Annotated in this window: 18 protein-coding genes and 1 pseudogene; 8 read left to right on the top strand and 11 right to left on the bottom strand. The window is 72.6% G+C overall.

The genetic code is table 11. The features are described 5' to 3' along the window. Window positions 1–22 precede the first annotated feature (22 nt). The 6 genes from ABD901_RS39520 to ABD901_RS39545 all read left to right on the top strand — a co-directional run bounded on the left by ABD901_RS39520 (window position 23) and on the right by ABD901_RS39545 (window position 6,784). Entirely contained in the window at window positions 23–442 is a 420-nt protein-coding gene (locus ABD901_RS39520) for a DUF1810 domain-containing protein (protein WP_345135370.1), read from the top strand. A gap of 205 nt (window positions 443–647) precedes the next feature. Then, window positions 648–1,175 (top strand): PadR family transcriptional regulator, encoded by a 528-nt coding sequence (locus tag ABD901_RS39525; RefSeq protein WP_345135373.1) that lies wholly within the window; start codon window positions 648–650, stop codon window positions 1,173–1,175. Beyond that, window positions 1,172–2,560 (top strand): DHA2 family efflux MFS transporter permease subunit, encoded by a 1,389-nt coding sequence (locus ABD901_RS39530; RefSeq protein WP_345135375.1) that lies wholly within the window; start codon window positions 1,172–1,174, stop codon window positions 2,558–2,560. Before ABD901_RS39525 ends, ABD901_RS39530 begins: the two co-directional genes overlap by 4 nt. An 89-nt stretch (window positions 2,561–2,649) precedes the next feature. Further along, entirely contained in the window at window positions 2,650–4,053 is a 1,404-nt protein-coding gene (locus ABD901_RS39535; protein WP_345135377.1) for a GH1 family beta-glucosidase, read from the top strand. A gap of 218 nt (window positions 4,054–4,271) precedes the next feature. Then, window positions 4,272–5,693 (top strand): DUF1996 domain-containing protein, encoded by a 1,422-nt coding sequence (locus ABD901_RS39540; RefSeq protein ID WP_345135379.1) that lies wholly within the window; start codon window positions 4,272–4,274, stop codon window positions 5,691–5,693. Between the two features lie 80 nt (window positions 5,694–5,773). Continuing rightward, the gene (locus tag ABD901_RS39545) at window positions 5,774–6,784 is read left to right on the top strand and encodes a hypothetical protein (RefSeq protein WP_345135381.1); all 1,011 of its coding nucleotides are present in this window, start codon (window positions 5,774–5,776) and stop codon (window positions 6,782–6,784) included. On the opposite strand, the gene ABD901_RS39550 is transcribed toward ABD901_RS39545, so the two are convergent. Beyond that, the gene (locus ABD901_RS39550) at window positions 6,781–7,095 is read right to left on the bottom strand and encodes a hypothetical protein (protein WP_345135383.1); all 315 of its coding nucleotides are present in this window, start codon (window positions 7,093–7,095) and stop codon (window positions 6,781–6,783) included. The two genes, ABD901_RS39545 and ABD901_RS39550, sit on opposite strands and share 4 nt — an antisense overlap. Window positions 7,096–7,115: 20 nt before the next feature. Beyond that, a complete protein-coding gene (locus ABD901_RS39555; RefSeq protein ID WP_345135386.1) occupies window positions 7,116–7,826 on the bottom strand; it encodes an HD domain-containing protein in 711 nt (236 codons plus the stop codon). A gap of 33 nt (window positions 7,827–7,859) precedes the next feature. Here ABD901_RS39555 and ABD901_RS39560 point away from each other — a divergent pair, with 33 nt between their 5' ends. After that, window positions 7,860–8,639, top strand: coding sequence for an expansin EXLX1 family cellulose-binding protein (locus tag ABD901_RS39560; protein ID WP_345135388.1), 780 nt, complete (start codon window positions 7,860–7,862; stop codon window positions 8,637–8,639). 107 nt (window positions 8,640–8,746) lie between these two features. Here the strand turns inward: ABD901_RS39560 and ABD901_RS39565 are convergent, their stop codons facing one another. The 8 genes and pseudogenes from ABD901_RS39565 to ABD901_RS39600 form a co-directional block, all read right to left on the bottom strand. Continuing rightward, window positions 8,747–9,100 (bottom strand): hypothetical protein, encoded by a 354-nt coding sequence (locus tag ABD901_RS39565; protein WP_345135391.1) that lies wholly within the window; start codon window positions 9,098–9,100, stop codon window positions 8,747–8,749. 52 nt (window positions 9,101–9,152) lie between these two features. Next, a complete protein-coding gene (locus ABD901_RS39570) occupies window positions 9,153–9,590 on the bottom strand; it encodes a TetR/AcrR family transcriptional regulator (protein WP_345135393.1) in 438 nt (145 codons plus the stop codon). A 207-nt stretch (window positions 9,591–9,797) separates the two neighbouring features. Beyond that, window positions 9,798–10,157, bottom strand: a complete 360-nt coding sequence (gene crcB / locus ABD901_RS39575) for a fluoride efflux transporter CrcB (protein WP_345135396.1) — start codon at window positions 10,155–10,157, stop codon at window positions 9,798–9,800. After that, window positions 10,154–10,630, bottom strand: a complete 477-nt coding sequence (locus ABD901_RS39580) for a fluoride efflux transporter FluC (protein ID WP_345135533.1) — start codon at window positions 10,628–10,630, stop codon at window positions 10,154–10,156. The genes crcB and ABD901_RS39580 overlap by 4 nt, the downstream gene beginning before the upstream one ends. 167 nt (window positions 10,631–10,797) lie before the next feature. Continuing rightward, the gene (locus ABD901_RS39585; protein ID WP_345135399.1) at window positions 10,798–12,015 is read right to left on the bottom strand and encodes an RNA-guided endonuclease InsQ/TnpB family protein; all 1,218 of its coding nucleotides are present in this window, start codon (window positions 12,013–12,015) and stop codon (window positions 10,798–10,800) included. Then, window positions 12,016–12,397: pseudogene (tnpA, locus tag ABD901_RS39590) on the bottom strand (IS200/IS605 family transposase). 92 nt (window positions 12,398–12,489) lie between these two features. Further along, complete coding sequence (locus ABD901_RS39595) at window positions 12,490–13,110, bottom strand: GNAT family N-acetyltransferase (protein WP_345135401.1); 621 nt, start codon at window positions 13,108–13,110, stop codon at window positions 12,490–12,492. 31 nt (window positions 13,111–13,141) lie between these two features. Beyond that, a complete protein-coding gene (locus ABD901_RS39600) occupies window positions 13,142–14,050 on the bottom strand; it encodes an alpha/beta hydrolase (RefSeq protein WP_345135405.1) in 909 nt (302 codons plus the stop codon). A gap of 116 nt (window positions 14,051–14,166) precedes the next feature. Here ABD901_RS39600 and ABD901_RS39605 point away from each other — a divergent pair, with 116 nt between their 5' ends. Next, window positions 14,167–15,201 carry a helix-turn-helix domain-containing protein gene (locus tag ABD901_RS39605; protein ID WP_345135406.1) on the top strand — a complete coding sequence of 345 codons (1,035 nt, stop codon included), beginning with the start codon at window positions 14,167–14,169 and terminating at the stop codon, window positions 15,199–15,201. A gap of 9 nt (window positions 15,202–15,210) precedes the next feature. On the opposite strand, the gene ABD901_RS39610 is transcribed toward ABD901_RS39605, so the two are convergent. Then, window positions 15,211–15,495 carry an SCO0607 family lipoprotein gene (locus ABD901_RS39610; protein ID WP_345135407.1) on the bottom strand — a complete coding sequence of 95 codons (285 nt, stop codon included), beginning with the start codon at window positions 15,493–15,495 and terminating at the stop codon, window positions 15,211–15,213. Window positions 15,496–15,507: the final 12 nt, after the last annotated feature.

Consider the following 15,507-nt stretch of genomic DNA (forward strand, 5'->3'; position numbering starts at 1 on the left):
CACGATCGGTACCGTGGGCGGTATGGAGGATCCGTACCAGCTGTCCCGGTTCGTGCAGGCGCAGGAGTACGTGTACGCGGAGGCCCTCGCCGAGCTGCGCCGCGCGCGCAAGACCGGCCACTGGATGTGGTTCGTCTTCCCGCAGGTCGCGGGGCTCGGGCTCAGCTCGATGTCCCAGCGCTACGCCATCGGCTCGCTCGACGAGGCCCGCGCGTACCTGCAGCATCCGATGCTGGGCCCGCGCCTGCTGGAGTGCGCCGACGCGCTGCTGGCCGACACGGAACACACCGCCGAGGCGATCCTCGGCTCGATCGACTCGATCAAGCTGCGCTCGTCGATGACGCTGTTCGCGCACGCCGACCCGGCCGAGAACCGCTTCGCCCGGGTCCTGGACCGCTACTTCGACGGGCTCGAGGACGCCGAGACACTGCGGCGGCTCTGAATCGCGCGGTGCCCGCCGTCGCCCGCGCCAGCCCGTACAGCGGCGGCATCACGACGCCGGCCCGGCGTGCGCGTCCAGGGCGGCGTCCAGCAGCGCGTCGAGGAAGTCCTCGCCGGCGGCACCGGGGAGCCGGGCCGGGCCGCGGCGAGCAGTAGACATCGTCGACCCCTGTTCGTCCAGTTGTACCTATGTCAGACTGGACGGCATGTACATGGACATCGTGATCCTCAGCCACCTGCAGCGGGGGCCGGTTCACGGCTACGAGCTCAAGCGGCGTGTCTCGGCGACGACCGCGTATGCGCTGCACAACAACACGCTCTATCCGGCGTTGCGCCGCTTCGAGGAGGCCGGCGCGGTCACGAAGAGCGCCGAGCAGCAGGAGGGCAAGCCGCCCCGGCATGTGTACGAGCTGACCGCCGTCGGCCGCGAGCTGCTGCACGACATGCTCGCCGACCTGCCGGCCGAGCAGGCCGGCGACGAGCCCGAGTTCCTCACCCGCCTCGGGCAGTTCGAGCAGCTCACCCCGGCCGAGCGGCGGCGCGTCCTCGCCGCGCGGGCCGGCGCGCTGCGGGCGCAGGCCGAGCACATGGGGGCCCTGGCGGTGCAGACGGCGGCGAGCCCGCGCAACCACCGGTGGGGCGGCCTCGTCGTGGCCGAGCTCACCGCCCGCATCGAGCGCGAGCTGGCGTGGATCGCCGAGCTCGACGCCGCCGCGGAGCAGGACGCGCCGTGAACGAGGACGACGCCGGGCCCCGGCTCGGCGGGCTCATGCAGCTCGGGCTGCTCGCGGGCCCGCTGCTGACGATGGTCGACTCGTCGATCGTCAACGTGGCCGCGCCGGACATCGCGCGGGAGCTCGGCGCCGGCCTGCCCACGACCCAGTGGGTGGTTAGCGGCTACCTCCTGGCGCTGGCCGCCGGGCTCACCACGACGTCGTACCTCGCCCGCCGCTTCGGCACCATGCGCGTCTACGGCGCCGCCCTGGCCGCATTCGTCCTCGCCTCCGCGCTCTGCTCGGCCGCGCCCGGCATCGGCGTGCTCATCGCCGCCCGCGCCCTGCAGGGCCTCGCGGGCGCCCCGCTGGTACCCCTGGCCATGAGCGTGCTGCTGGGCCGCCAGGGTGCGGCGCGCCGCATTCCCGTCACCGCCGGGCTGCTGTTCTTCCTCGCACCCGCGATCGGCCCGTCGCTCGGCGGCCTGCTCATCGCCGCCGGCGGCTGGCGCTGGATCTTCCTGGTCAACCTGCCCGTCGGGCTGCTGGCCCTGCTCGGCGTGCGGCGCCTGCCGGACGGCGTCGCACCGCACGCCGACGGCCGCGCCCGCCCCGACCCGCTCGGCCTGGCCCTGCTCAGCGCCGGCCTGGTCGCGGCCCTCTACGGCGCCAGCCGCGCCACCGTCGACGGCTGGGGACAGCCCGTCGCCCTCGTCGCGCTGTGCGGCGGCGGTGCGCTGCTCGTGGCGTACACCGGCTGGGCCCTTCGCACTTCCCAGCCCGCGCTGGACCTCGCGCTGCTGCGGCACGGGCGCTCGGCCCTCGCCCTCGGCCTGAGCGTCGCCGCATCGGTGGTCGCGTTCGCCGCGGTGTTCCTGATGCCCGTCTTCACGCAGTCGGTACAGCACCACACCGCCTTCGCGACGGGGCTCGCGCTGCTCCCGCAGGGCCTTATCACCGGCGTCGGCACCGCCGCCGGCCAGCGCCTCGCCGAACGCTACGGCGTGCGGCCCCTGGTCTTCGCCGGGTTCGCGCTGCTGGCCGTCGCCGGGGCCGGGCTGCTGCTCGTCGGCCAGGACACGCCGCTGTGGGTCACCGCGACGATCCTGTCGGGCCGGGCGGCGGCGATCGGCTTCGGCCTCACGCCCCTGCTGTCCGTCATGCTGGCGCCGCTGAGCGACACCCAGATGGCCGACGGCAGCACGCTGTTCAACATTGCGCAGCGCCTCGGCGGTTCGATCGGCGTCGGCGTGCTCGGCTCGCTGCTCGCGGCCCGGGCGGCCGCGGTCGGGCCGATCGCCGGCTTCCACGAGATCGGCGCGATCCTGACCGGCCTCGCCCTGGCCGCGGCGGCGCTGGCCCTGCTGCTGCCGGCCCGCGTCGCACCGGCCCCAGTCGCCGCCTGACACGGGATGGGCGAGGGCTTTTTGCCACATCTCATCACTATTCGAGGCGATTTTTGTGGGTATGAGCGGGGTCGAGCTACGTTCGCCGCATGCGACGCCGAAATCTCCTCACCCTGGCGGCCGCCGGCGCGGTCGCCGGCCCGGGCCTGCGAACGACGGCCGATGCGGCACCGGCGACACAGACCGAGCTCGTCTTCCCCACCGGGTTCGGGTGGGGGGCGGCGACGTCGGCGTACCAGATCGAGGGCGCGGCGAAGGAGGACGGCCGCGGGCCGTCGGTGTGGGACGTGTTCGCGCACGAGCCGGGCCGCATCCGCAACGGCGACACCGGTGACGTGGCCGCCGACCATTACCACCGCTACCTCGGCGACCTCGACCTCATGAAGGACCTCGGCCTCACCACGTACCGCTTCTCGATGTCCTGGTCGCGGGTGCTGCCGACCGGCCGGGGCGCGGTCAACCCGAAGGGCCTCGACTTCTACCACCGCCTCGTCGACGGCCTGCTCGCCCGCAACATCCGGCCGGTGGTCACCCTGTTCCACTGGGACACCCCGCAGGCGCTGCAGGAGCTCGGCGGCTGGGAGAACCGCGACTGCGCCAAGTGGTTCGCCGACTACGCCCACACGGTCTTCTCCGCCTTCGGCGACGCGGTGCCGGTCTGGCTGACGCTCAACGAGCCCAAGACCGTGGTCGACGTGGGGTACACGGCCGGCACCCACGCGCCGGGCAAGCGCGACCGGCAGCTCGCCAACGTCGTCGGACACCACCTGCTGCTCGGCCACGGCCTGGCGGTGCAGGCGCTGCGGGCCACCGGCTCGAAGTCGCACATCGGCCCGGCGCTGAGCCTGTCGCCGACCTACCCCGCCGACGACTCGCAGGCCGCGAAGCGCCAGGCGGTCACCGCCGACGCCGAGGAGAACCGCCGCTGGCTCGACCCGGTGCTCAAGGGCCGCTACCCGCAGGACTGGCTGGCCGCGCAGCCCAAGGACGCGCCGGTGCGCGCCGCCATCAAGGACGGCGACCTGGCGATCATCGGCGCGAAGAACGACATCATGGGCGTCAACTACTACGGCGCCACGACGGTCACCGGCACCGGCGCCCGCGTGATGAAGCACCCGACGTCGCAGGCGACGTGGCAGGAGATCTACCCGGACGGGATGTTCGATCTGCTGACCCGCATCAAGCGCGACTACGGCGACATCCCGCTGACCATCACCGAGAACGGCATGGCCACCACCAACCCGCTGCAGGACACCGACCGCATCGCGTTCCTGCGCGACCACCTCGCCGCCGCGCACCGCACCATCCAGGCCGGCGTCAACCTGGAGAGCTACCACCTGTGGTCGCTCATGGACAACTTCGAGTGGGCGGAGGGGTACACGCAGCGGTGGGGCATCGTCCACGTCGACTTCGCCACGCAGCGGCGCACCCACAAGGCCAGCGCCGACTGGTACCGCTCAGTGATCGCCAGCAATAGCGTAAGCCAAAATTAAGCCGGCAATTTTGGAAAAACCGTAATCGGCCGCGAATGCCCAAGCCCGGCGCGAGAGCGCTCTCCGGGCACTTGTAAATCTTCCTTTGAAACTTGAACAAAGGCTCTGAGCTGCACATACTTCGATCCTGGCATTTCCGTCGGAAGACAAGGATCGAAATGCGTACAGATTCAGGGCGCGTCGGCCCAGACCGGCCCGTAAGGCGCCGGGCGACGCGCGTGCTGCTCGGGGTTGCAGTCGTCGCGGCGCTCGGCGCCACCGGCGGCATCTACCTCGCCAACGCCAGCGCCGACGAGGTCGGTGCCGCAGGCAAGATCGAGGCCGAGGCCTTCTCGGCGCAGTCCGGCGCGCAGACCGAGAACACCGCCGACACCGGCGGCGGCAAGAACGTCGGGTGGCTCGCCAACGGAGACTGGTTGCGGTACGACAACGTGACCATCGGCGGTGCGGACCTCACCGCCCGCATCGCGGCGCAGAACCGGGCCGGCGGCTCCATCGAGCTGCGGCTCGGTTCGCCGTCGGGCGAGCTGCTCGCGACGTTCCCCGTCGCCTACACCGGTGGCTGGCAGAAGTGGACGAGCGTCACCGCGCACGCCGCGCGCGTGCCGTCCGGCCCGCAGAGCCTCGTCGCGGTCATGAAGAGCGCGCAGGCGAGCGACTTCGTCAATGTCAACTGGTTCGCGCTCGGCTCCGGCACGCGGCCCCCGGCCACGGCGACGGTCGCTCCGCCCTCCTCTTCTGCCTCCGCCTCGACCACCCCGACCAGCCCGACCGCGACGTCCGCGCCGGCCGCGGGCTGGGTCGATGTCGACCGGGCCGCCTGGCAGCAGCAGCTCGCCGACTTCAACGCGATCAAGACGGTCCCGGTGCCGGCCGGCACGACCCGGGTCGCCGAGTTCCACACCGACTGCGCGGTGTCCGGCGAGGCCAAGGACGACCCGATCGTCTTCCCCTCGCTGCCGGGCGCCTCGCACATGCACACGTTCTTCGGCCCCGCCGTCGACGCCGCGACGAAGCCGGCCGACCTGTTCGTCCGCACCACGAACTGCAACGCCAAGGGCGACAACAGCGCGTACTGGGTGCCGCAGCTGACGCTGAACGGGCAGCCGGTGAAGATGAAGAGCTTCCGGGTGTACTACGGATCGCGGCTGGCCGACCCGTCGGTCACGGTGCCGTTCCCGCCCGGCCTGGTCATGGTGCACGGCGACGCGAAGCGGCAGGTGGACACGCCGAAGGGCGCCAGCGGCCAGTTCTGGTGCGCCGGCAGCGCCGAGACGGGCCGCAGCGCCGACGGCAACTGGCCGGTCTGCGCGCCGGGCGGCAACCTCATCTTCCAGCTCGTGTTCCAGGACTGCTGGGACGGCCAGCACATCGACTCGCCGGACCACAAGTCGCACATGGGCCCGATGCAGAACGGCCAGTGCACCGGCAAGTACCCGGTCGCCGTCCCCAACCTCTCATTCATGGTCAACTACGACTCGCTCGGCGGCAACGGCCTGGCGCTCTCCTCGGGCATGGCCTCCTCCATGCACGGCGACTTCATGAACGCGTGGAAGCCGGAGAACCTCGGGCCGCTGGTCAAGATCTGCCTCGACCAGAAGGCGAAGTGCGGCACGACGCCGAGCTTCACCGGCGGCTGACCCTCGGTTCCTTCGGGTGGCACCGCACGCTGACGGCCGGTTTCAGGCCGCCGTCAGCGTGCGGTGCCACGCTGTCGGCCATGACAGCCCTCACCGTCGCGGGCCCCGCCGCCCTGGACGGGTTGGCGGGCCGCACCGGGCTGCGGCGGCTGACCGTCGTCGGCGCCGACGTGCGCCGCCTGCCGCACCTGCCCTCGCTCACGCAGGTCCGGTTCGTCGCCTGCCGCCTCGGCGACCTGGGCGCGCTGCTCGACGCGCCCGCGCTGTACCGGCGCGATCTGCTCTTCAGCGCCTTCGACCGGCTCGACGCCGGCGACGACGAGGTGCTGCTGGCCGGGGCGGGCGGGATCGTGGCCGGGGTGCCGCACTCGCGCTCCGCCGCCGCGTACCGGGCGGAGCTCGGGGACGTGGCCTCGCAGTACGAGCGGGTCCAGTGCGTGCGGCTCTGGCGGCGCACCGGGGCCGTCTTCGGCGCGGGCGTCCTGGTCCGTCCCGGCCCCGCGGCGTTCACCGCCGCCCCGTTCGACGCGGTGCGGATCGCCGCCGCCGAGCTGGAGCGCGAGCTCGCCGCGCCGGGGTTCTCCCTCGAGCGCGTCTTCGCCCGCTACTCGGCGCTGACCCCGCCGGGCGCCGCTTCCCTCGTCGCCGCGGCGGCCGACCCGCCCGGCGCCGCGCTGCTGCGCTGGGCGTTCCTGGAGTTGTGGGCCGAGGACCGCCTCGGCGCCGACCGCTTCGCCCAGCGCTTCCCGCACGTCGCCCTGCGCACCGACCCGCCGCCGGCGCTCGACGCCGCCGCCCGCCGTTACGCGGCGCTGCTGCCGGGCGCGTACCTGCTGCGGGCCCGGATCCCGAGGTGGCTGCTACTGCGCGACGCCCCGCCGCTGCACCTGGGCCGTCTCCCCGGCCGCGCCTGGCAGCTCGGCCTCGACGTCGCCGGCGGCCGCATGATCGTCGGCCGCTGCGGGGACTCGGTCCTGGCCGCCGCGACCGACGAGACGGAGTGCGTGCTGCTCCTCGAGCCCGGCGGCGGCTCCCGGGTCGTCTACCGCTCGTTCCGGGAGCTGCTCGACGACGTGACCGGTGTGCTCTAGTCCGCTGGTCGTGGGATGACCGGACCGAGTCGCTGGACGGTCGCGGCCAGGGCCTCGCCGAAGTGCGGGTCGGTCCAGACGGCGTCCTCGAGGGCCTGCACGATGCGGCGGCGGGTGCCGGCGCTGGGGGTCGGGGAACCGGCGGCCTCCCGCTGCAGGCTGGCCAGGGCCGGATCGTCCTCCAGCTTGGCCTGCACCAGCCCGGCGAGCCCGCGCAGCTGCTCCTCGACCGCGGGCTCGGCCGGATCGGCCTGCCCGCGGCTCCACAGGTGCGACGCCAGCCAGCCGACCGCCAGTTCCACCATCGTCACGGTGCATACCTTCGCATACTTCACCGCCCGTCAAGAATGGCCGCGAACCGCTCCTCGGCAAGGTCGAGCTGCCGGAAGATGTGCTGTTTCACGAGCCGCGACAGCGGCGTGTCCGCCCGGGCGACGAGTTCGCGCAGGACGGGCACCATAGGGCGGTATTTTGTTGCCGACCGCTCGACTTTCGGCCCCGTGGTGTGGATCACACCGACCCCGTTGTCGGTGAAGTCGGACACCTTGATCACGCGCGCCCACGGCTCGCGGTCGAGGCTCTCCCTGACGTGCTCGCGGTACTGCTCGTGCTTGTCGAATAACGGGTCGTACTCGGGGTTGGTGACGGCCCCGACGAACCGCGCGGTCCGCTCCCCGAATCGCTCGGCGAGCACGGCGAGGGCCTCCTGCGCACCGGCACCCGCCCGGCCCGCCAGCTCGTCCGGATGGTCCTCGACGGCGTCGTGCAGCACCGCGGCGGCGATGACGTCCACATCGGACACCTCGTAGTGGTGCATGATCCGGATCGAGACGCGCAGCAGGTGGTTGAGGTACGGCTCACGCACCCGCCGGTCGTCGCGGTGCAGCTGCGCCGCGAGCGCGAGCGCCGCCGCGAGCCGCTCCCGCTCGCCCGGCGCGAAGCGCTCGATCTCCAGGCGGTACCGCTCCCGGAGCCCAGGTTCGCCGTAGATTTCCGTAATCGCGTGCATCGGCATGGTTCCGAGGTACGACGGGAAGTCCATGCGTATGAATTACCAGACGCTACGATCCCCGACATGAACCGCCGTCACCTGCGCTGGATCGTGCCCGCCGCCACCGCCGTCCTAGCCACGGTGGTGGCGGTCGTCCTAGCCACGCAGGTCGGCGGCAGCGCGGCGTGCGCGGCGGGCGGCCAGGCCTCGTACTACACCGCGGGCCGCAACGGCATGTGCAACCTGGGCACCCCCGCCGAGGGCGCCTACGCCGCGGTCGGCCGCGCCGAGTACGCCGGCGGCAAGGGCTGCGGCACCTACCTGGACGTTACGGGCCCGAACGGCACGACGCGCGTCCAGGTCGTCGACCTGTGCCCGAGCTGCCCCGCCGGCAAGGTCGACCTGGGCAAGGCCGCGTTCGCCCGCATCGGCGCCCTGAGCGCCGGCATCATCCCCGTCACGTACGCGACGGTCCGCGACCCCCAGGTCGGCCCGCTGCAGGTGAAGCTGAAGGGCGGCACCGCGTACTCGTCGCTGACCGCGATCGTGAACAACCACGGCAACCCGTTGTCCGCAGTGGAGCTACAGACCGCGACGGGCTTCACGACGATGCGTCACGGCGAGGACAACACCTGGACCGCCCCGTCGGGCGCTGTCCCGTCGCCCGTGTCGTTGCGCATCTCGGACATTTACGGCCACCAGGCGACGGTCAGCGGCCTGGCGCTGGGCAAGAACGACTTCCAGCCCAGCCAGACCGTCCTCTACGGCGGCCCGTCGCCGTCGCCGTCCACAGTGGAGTCATCTTCGGCGCCCTCGTCTCCCCCGTCGTCGCCCTCTCCGTCCCTGCCCCCTCCGACCTGTTAGTAGCGTGACGGTTTGCTGACGCTGCGCATTTGAGAAGATCCATAATTTGGTTGGGTCCTGTAGGATGCAAGAAGAAGCACGGACGGCCCGCGCAGCCGGATGTGCCTCTACCGGCGAACGGCCCGCTCGACCAGCTCGACGGTGGCTCGGGGGTCGTCGACCTCGACCACCAGCCGCGCGTACTTCTCGTCCGCGAGCGCGATCACGACCGCCTTGCGGGCGTCGTGAACGTCCCAGAACACCTTCTCGCCATCGAGGTGGAACGTGCCGGCGGTGATGACGTTCGGGATGTACGCCCCGGGCGCGCGAATCCCCTTGGGCTCGTGCGCGACACCCGGGTCGGCGGTTGCGCCCCGGACGTTGGCGAGCGGGATCACCAGGCGGCTCTTGAGCGCCCACAGCTTGTCGAGCCCCTCGATCTCGACGACGAGCGACTCGCCGTCGATGCTGACAGTGGCCATTGCCGGCTCCTTCCGCGACGTCGCCGCCGCATTCCGTTTCGTGTCATGTCGTTCACCGGTCGTCCGTCCGGAGGCGGGCGCGTAGGCGCTCGCCCAGCAGCTCGTTCGCCGGGGACTGACCTAGGACCGCGTCGAGGCGAGACAACGTGGTTCTGATCAAGGCGCCCACCTCGGCGTCCAGCGGGGCCTGCTCGGCCGCCGCCAGGAGCAGCAGGTCGAGCGTCTCGCCCGCCTCGAGCAGCACGGACCGGGGCTGATCGCTGGCGGCCGCGCGCGCCAGCAGGGGCTCGACCTCGTTCGCCAGGTACCAGCGCAGCGCCGTCAGGTAGAGGCCCCGCTTGCTGCCGAACGTCTTGTACAGGCTGTTGCGGTGCACGCCCAGTCCGGTGACCAGGTCGTCGACGGACAGGCCGTCGTAGGCCCGGCCGGCGAACAACGCCACGGCCGCACGCGTCACCTCCTGCTCGTCAAAGCCCTTCGGTCGTCCCATGGATCAACCGTACGAGTTGAGGAACGAACGGTCAAGAATGATCGTTCCTTTATGGGCGGGGTCACATTGCACCGCGAGCGCAGCTCAGGATCGTTTCAGCGCCGCGTCAGGACGCCCTGGCACTGTGATGACAGCACCGCGGAACACCCCGGGCCGGGACCGGCCAGCTGCCCAAACTTCTCGGGAGCGGCCGGGGTGTCCGCGGTGCTACTGCAGTGCCTGGGCGAAGACGAAGCCGACGGCGGCGGCGCCCAGGCCGGCGACGACCGAGGCGACGACGTTCATGACGGCGTAGAAGCGGGCGCCCTCCTGGGCCAGGCGCAGGGTCTCGTAGCTGAACGTCGAGTACGTGGTGAGCGCGCCGCAGAAGCCGGTGCCCAGCAGGGCCGTCCAGGCGGAGGTCGCGGGCAGTCCGGTGACCACGCCCAGCACCAGGCAGCCGGCGACGTTCACGGTCAGCGTGCCCCACGGGAACACCGAGTCGTGGCGGGCCTGGATGGCGCGGTCGGTGAGGTAGCGCAGCGGGGCGCCGATCGCGGCACCGACGGCGATGAGCAGCAGGGTCACCGCGGCACCTTCGCCACGATCAGGGCCCGCGTCAGCGCTGAGCCGGCCCACACCGCGGGCAGCGCGCCGGCCAGCGTCCCGGCCAGGTACGCCAGCGCCGTCCAGGGCGCGCCGGCCGCGGCGGTCTGGTGGATCTCGACGGCATAGGTGGAGAAGGTGGTGTACCCGCCGAGGACCCCGACGCCGAGGAACGGCCGCAGCAGGCGGCGTCCGGTGGCGACCTCGGTGACAATGACCATCAGGACGCCGATGAGCAGGCACCCGGTCACGTTGATGACGAGCGTCGCCCACGGGAAGCCGCCGGGATCGTGCGGCCACATCAGCGCCACCGCGTAGCGGGCGAGCGCGCCGCACACGCCACCGGCGGAGATGGCCGCGAGGACCGGCACGGGGCTGGGGCGCAGCTCGGCGCGCTCGGCCGGGACGTGCAGGTCGATGTCGGCGTCGATCGGGACCGGCTCGTGCTCCACGATGTCTCCTTCCCCACCAGGGCATGCTGCAGCGCACTGGTAGGGACCGTTGGCATCGTCGCGGTTCACCCGCGTGGCTGCGGGTCGGCGGGCCCCACCGCCGCGGGAGATACTACCGCTTGACTTCCTCCCCACGCCAAAAGGCGGGGATTCCCGTGGCTGCGCGGCGTTCATGCCGCGGACCTCACGGGCGGTTGGCGCTTCGCAGACCGGCCGATGCCGAGGTCTCCACGCCCGGTAACCGCCAGCCCGGCGGCCAGAATGTTCTTCGCTGCGTTGACGTCGGCGTTCGCCTGATGCCGGCAGGCAACACACCGAAAGACCGCTTGGCTCTCGCGGGACTCCCGGGCGACATGCCCACAGACGTGACAGGTCTGCGACGTGAACGCAGGATTGACCTTGACCACAGCCGCACCGTGATAGCGGGCCGCGTGTTCCAAGTGCAGCAGGAACCTGCCCCACCCTTTGCCAAGGATGCTCCGGTTCAGCCCCGCCTTGGCCCGCACGTTACGGCCCGGCTGTTCGACGTTGCCCCTGGCGCTGGCCGTCATATCTTTGACCCGAAGATCCTCGACAGCGACCAGGCCGTGGTCACGAACCAGCCGCACCGCGGTCTGCACCGCGAACCCGCACCGGCGATCTCGGATCCGGGCGTGCAACCGGCCGAGCTGGGCACGCACCGTGTCACGGCGCCCGGACCGCCGGTTCCGGCCATGCGTACGCAGCGACCGCGACAGCCGTTGCTGCAACCGCCTGAGCCGTGCCGCCTCACCGCGGGTGACGAACGCCCGGTCGTGCAGGTCACCGTCGGAGGTGGCGACCGCAACAGCGACACCCCTGTCGACACCGACCGGCGGCTTGCCGTTCGGGACGGCTTCAGCCACACCGTCTTCGACACAGAACGACACGTACCAGCGCCCACCGTCACGGGAGACAGTGGCGTTACGGATCGTGCCGCCAATCGCCCGCGTCCAGCGGAACCGGACCGGGCCGAACTTTGGCAGCCGGACCTCGCCCCACCGCCGGTTCAGGCGGCGGACCGCAATGTGGTTGCGGTCGGGGAACCGGAACGACGGCGCGGTCCGGGTTTTCGACCGCCACCGCACCCGCCACGTCCCGTGAGCCTTGCAGGCCCGCTCCAGGTCACGCAGAGTCTGCTGCAGCGTGTGCGACGGGGCATCGGCCAACCACCCGCAGTCCGGGTCCTGCTTCGCCTCCGCCAACTGCCGAGCCTGCTCCACATACGACACAAACGCGCCGCGGCGCCGGTACTCCCGGCGCTGCTCCAGCCCGGTGTTCCACACCGCCCGGCAGATCGCACCCACCCGTTCGGCGTAGCCGGCCTGCTCAGGCGTGAACGCCAGCAGATAGCGGCGGCCGGTCAACATTCAGCGGCCCTGCTGCTGCTCGACATACCCCTGCACCGCCGCCACCGGCGCGCCGCCAGTGGTCGCCACAACATACGAGCTGGTCCATAACGTCGGCAGCCGAGAGCGCAGGGACGGGACGCTTCGCGCAGCACCCGCGACGTGCGGCCCTTGACGGCCTTGACGAGCCTGTGGACACCGAACTGCGCAACCTCGACCAACAGATGAACGTGACCGGGCATGACCTCCAGGGCCACCAGCCACGCCCTCTCTCATCGACTACCTCGCGGACGATCTGCCTGGGCCGTTCCTCGATCCGACCGCCGAGCACACCCCGCCGGCAGTTCGGGTACCACACCACGTGAAAGGCGACATCGCTGTTCGATCGCAGCGTGACGGGCACACGACAGCATACAGCGCTGCGCCATCTACTATCCGTGCGACGTTGACGCGCTCATCCCACGGCCGAAGCCGGGGGGTCGCTACGCATTTCGATCACGCGTAGCGCGCGACGCGGGCGCGCAGCCGCTCGCGGGTCGCCGGCCAGTCGGCGGCGACGATGGAGAACATCGCCGAGTCGCGCAGGCGGCCGTCCTCGCCCGGCACCCACGACTGCGACCAACTGCGCAGCACGCCCTCGAAGACGGCGCCGGTGGAGGCGATGGCGGCGCGGGAGCGCTCGTTGCGGGCGTCGGTCTTGAGGTCGACGCGGGCGACGGACCAGGTTTCGAAGGCGTGCGTGTACAGCAGCAGCTTCGCCTCGGCGTTGATGCCGGTGCCCTGTGCGGCGGCGGACAGCCACGTGAAGCCGACCTCGACCGCGCACAGCCGCTCGGTGCCGGGCCAGAAGCGCGGGTCCCAGAACGACGTCGCGCCGACGGCCCGGCCGGTGGCAGTGGAGATCTGCGCGTACGGCTGCATGCGCCCGGTGTCCTGGCGCTCCCACATCCCGTCGAGGTACTCCGGGATCTCCTGCGCCCGCGGCACCCACGTGAAGCCGTAGGTTGCACGGTCGCCCTCGGCGGCCTCGGCCAGGTCGGCGGCGTGCTGCGGGCCGAGCGGCTCGAGCCGCACCCGGGTGCCCTGCAGGGCGGGCGCCTCAAGACGGAACGTCACGCCAGCATTAGATCAGGACTTCGGCCTGAATTCAGTCCACGAGAGCCCGGCGCAGCGCGGCGGCGAGCTCCGCGTTCTGCCGCTGCGACACGCCGGCGGACAGCAGGGCCTGCGAGCCGTGGAACGTGCCCGGCCACTGGTGCAGCTCGACGCGGACGCCGGACTGCAGCAGCCGCAGGGCGTAGTCGATGCCCTCGTCGCGCAGCGGGTCGAACTCGGCGGTGGCGATGTACGCGGGCGGCAGGCCGGCGAGGTCGGTGGCGCGGGCCGGCGCCGCGTAGGGCGACGGGGCCGGCGCGCCGCCCAGGTAGTTCGCCCAGGCCTGGCCGACGACGGTGCGGTCCATGCGCGGCGTGTCGGTGAACCGCCGCTGCGACCACGTCTCCTGCCGGTCGTCGAGGCCGGGCTGGTTGAGCAGCTGGAAGCGGATCGGCGGGCCCTGCTCGTCGCGGGAGCGCAGCGCCAGCCCGGCCGCGAGCGCGCCGCCGGCGCTCATCCCGCCGACCGCGATGCGGCCCGGGTCGACGCCCAGGTCGGCGGCGTGGCCGGCGGCCCAGCGCAGCACGGCGTACGCGTCGTCGAACGCGGCCGGGAACGGGTGCTCGGGCGCGAGCCGGTACCCGACCGAGATCACCACCTCGCCGGACGCCGCGGCCAGCCGGGCGGCGAGCGGGTGCTCGGTGTCGACGTCGCCGACGGTCATGCCGCCGCCGTGCAGCCAGACGAGGGCGCCGTGCGCGCCGGCCGGGCGGTAGACGCGCACGGGGACGTCCGGGTCGCCGGTCGCGCCCGGCACCATCGGGTCGTGCACGTCCATGCCGTCGAGGTCGGGCGCCGGTACGCCGGCGACGAGCGCGGCGAGGCGCTTGCGCTCGGCGGGCGGGTCGGACAGGTCGGCCCTGGGAATCAGCGGTACATAGGCTTCCAGTTCGGGATCCATGCCCCCATCCTCACCGCCGGCGGCCGTGCGGGCAGCCGCCATCCGCCGCGCATCCAGCGCCGATCGCGCACCGCTCGTCGCCCGCGGCGGGGGCGCGCGGGTCGTATCCTCCAGCCATGGAAGCCCTGGCCGAGCGGCTGTCGAGCCTGGATTCGCACGTCGAGGGCGCGATCCGCGTCGTCACGTTCTACGACACGCTGATGCGCCGCCGGGTCGACCTCGACGCCCTCGCCCGCGCCTCGGCGGGCCTGGCCGAGTGCGTCGCCGGCATCCGGCTGGACGGCACCGGCCGCACGCTGCGCTTCGCGCCCGACGGCCGGCCGGCGCCGGACCCGGCCGCGCCCGCGTCGACGTCGGCGCCGATCACCCTCGACGACGAGGAGATCGGCACGGTGTGGCTGGAGCGCCCCGGCCCGCCCGGCGCGCTCGACGAGGTGCTGCTGGACCGGCTCGCGATCGCGGCGGCGGGGGTCGTGGAGCGGTACGGCCCGGCGCACACCACGATGGCCGACCCGGCGCTCGTCGAGCTCGCCATCGGCGCCGGCAGCGACGAGGCGGCCCGGGCGCGGGCGCTGCGGCTGCTCGGGTTCGCGCCCGGCCGGCCGGTCCGGGTCGTCGCCGTGCGCGGCGAGGTGCCCCTCGACCGGGTCGCCGGCCTGGCCTGCCCGTCCCGCCCGGCGCGCACCGCCCGGGTCGGCGGCGTCGGCGTCCTGCTCGCCGCCGACGTGGACGCCGCCCGCTTCCCCGAGGGCGTGCGGGCCGGCGTCGCCACGGCCGAGAGTCCGGACGTCGCCTGGCGGCGGGCCCGCACCGCGCTGCGGTTCGCGACCGCACGCGATCCGGTGGTACACCACGACGCGCTCGGCGCCCTCGCGATGCTCGCCGAGGTGCCGGCCGAGGCCGTGCGCGACAACGCGGACGTGGCCGCGATCGCCTCCCTGGCCGCGTGCCCCGGCGATCTGGAGACCCTCGACGCGTACTGCGCGACCGGCTCCCAGCGCCGGGCGGCGCAGCGCCTGCACCTGCACCACAGCAGCGTCGCCCGGCGCCTCGAGCAGATCGGCCGCGCGCTCGGCGTCGACCTCGCGGCGCCGGACGGCCTGCTGCGGGCGCGCCTCGCCCTGACCGCGTGGCGGCTGCTCGGCGACTGACGGCCGGGTTCAGCCCGGCACGACGTTGCCGTGCTCGTCGACGACGACCGTGTGCCAGTAGCGGTCCCACTCGTCGTCGACGTACACGGGCTCCTTGCCCGCCGGGTAGCGCACGTAGCCGCGCGGCGGGTCCTGGTCCTTCGCCACGCAGGCGGCGCCGGTGCGGTTGCCGACGGCCTTCACCGGGTACTCCCCGCCGCGGCAGATCTTCTCGCGCAGGTTGCAGGCGGCGATCGGCAGTGTCGCGGCCAGGAGCAGGGCCGCCGAAACGGATCGGATGCGGACGGCGTCCATCCGTCTATGGTG

The organism is Dactylosporangium darangshiense (genome assembly GCF_039537565.1).
Taxonomy (GTDB): Bacteria; Actinomycetota; Actinomycetes; order Mycobacteriales; family Micromonosporaceae; genus Dactylosporangium; species Dactylosporangium darangshiense.

Bases quoted from the DNA above. Each gene is read 5' to 3' on its own strand.
- ABD901_RS39520 (WP_345135370.1), top strand. From the start codon at position 23: ATGGAGGATCCGTACCAGCTGTCCCGGTTCGTGCAGGCGCAGGAGTAC.
- ABD901_RS39525 (WP_345135373.1), top strand. From the start codon at position 648: ATGTACATGGACATCGTGATCCTCAGCCACCTGCAGCGGGGGCCGGTT.
- ABD901_RS39535 (WP_345135377.1), top strand. From the start codon at position 2,650: ATGCGACGCCGAAATCTCCTCACCCTGGCGGCCGCCGGCGCGGTCGCC.
- ABD901_RS39545 (WP_345135381.1), top strand. From the start codon at position 5,774: ATGACAGCCCTCACCGTCGCGGGCCCCGCCGCCCTGGACGGGTTGGCG.
- ABD901_RS39555 (WP_345135386.1), bottom strand. From the start codon at position 7,826: ATGGACTTCCCGTCGTACCTCGGAACCATGCCGATGCACGCGATTACG.
- ABD901_RS39560 (WP_345135388.1), top strand. From the start codon at position 7,860: ATGAACCGCCGTCACCTGCGCTGGATCGTGCCCGCCGCCACCGCCGTC.
- ABD901_RS39565 (WP_345135391.1), bottom strand. From the start codon at position 9,100: ATGGCCACTGTCAGCATCGACGGCGAGTCGCTCGTCGTCGAGATCGAG.
- ABD901_RS39570 (WP_345135393.1), bottom strand. From the start codon at position 9,590: ATGGGACGACCGAAGGGCTTTGACGAGCAGGAGGTGACGCGTGCGGCC.
- ABD901_RS39585 (WP_345135399.1), bottom strand. From the start codon at position 12,015: ATGTTGACCGGCCGCCGCTATCTGCTGGCGTTCACGCCTGAGCAGGCC.
- ABD901_RS39600 (WP_345135405.1), bottom strand. From the start codon at position 14,050: ATGGATCCCGAACTGGAAGCCTATGTACCGCTGATTCCCAGGGCCGAC.
- ABD901_RS39605 (WP_345135406.1), top strand. From the start codon at position 14,167: ATGGAAGCCCTGGCCGAGCGGCTGTCGAGCCTGGATTCGCACGTCGAG.
- ABD901_RS39610 (WP_345135407.1), bottom strand. From the start codon at position 15,495: ATGGACGCCGTCCGCATCCGATCCGTTTCGGCGGCCCTGCTCCTGGCC.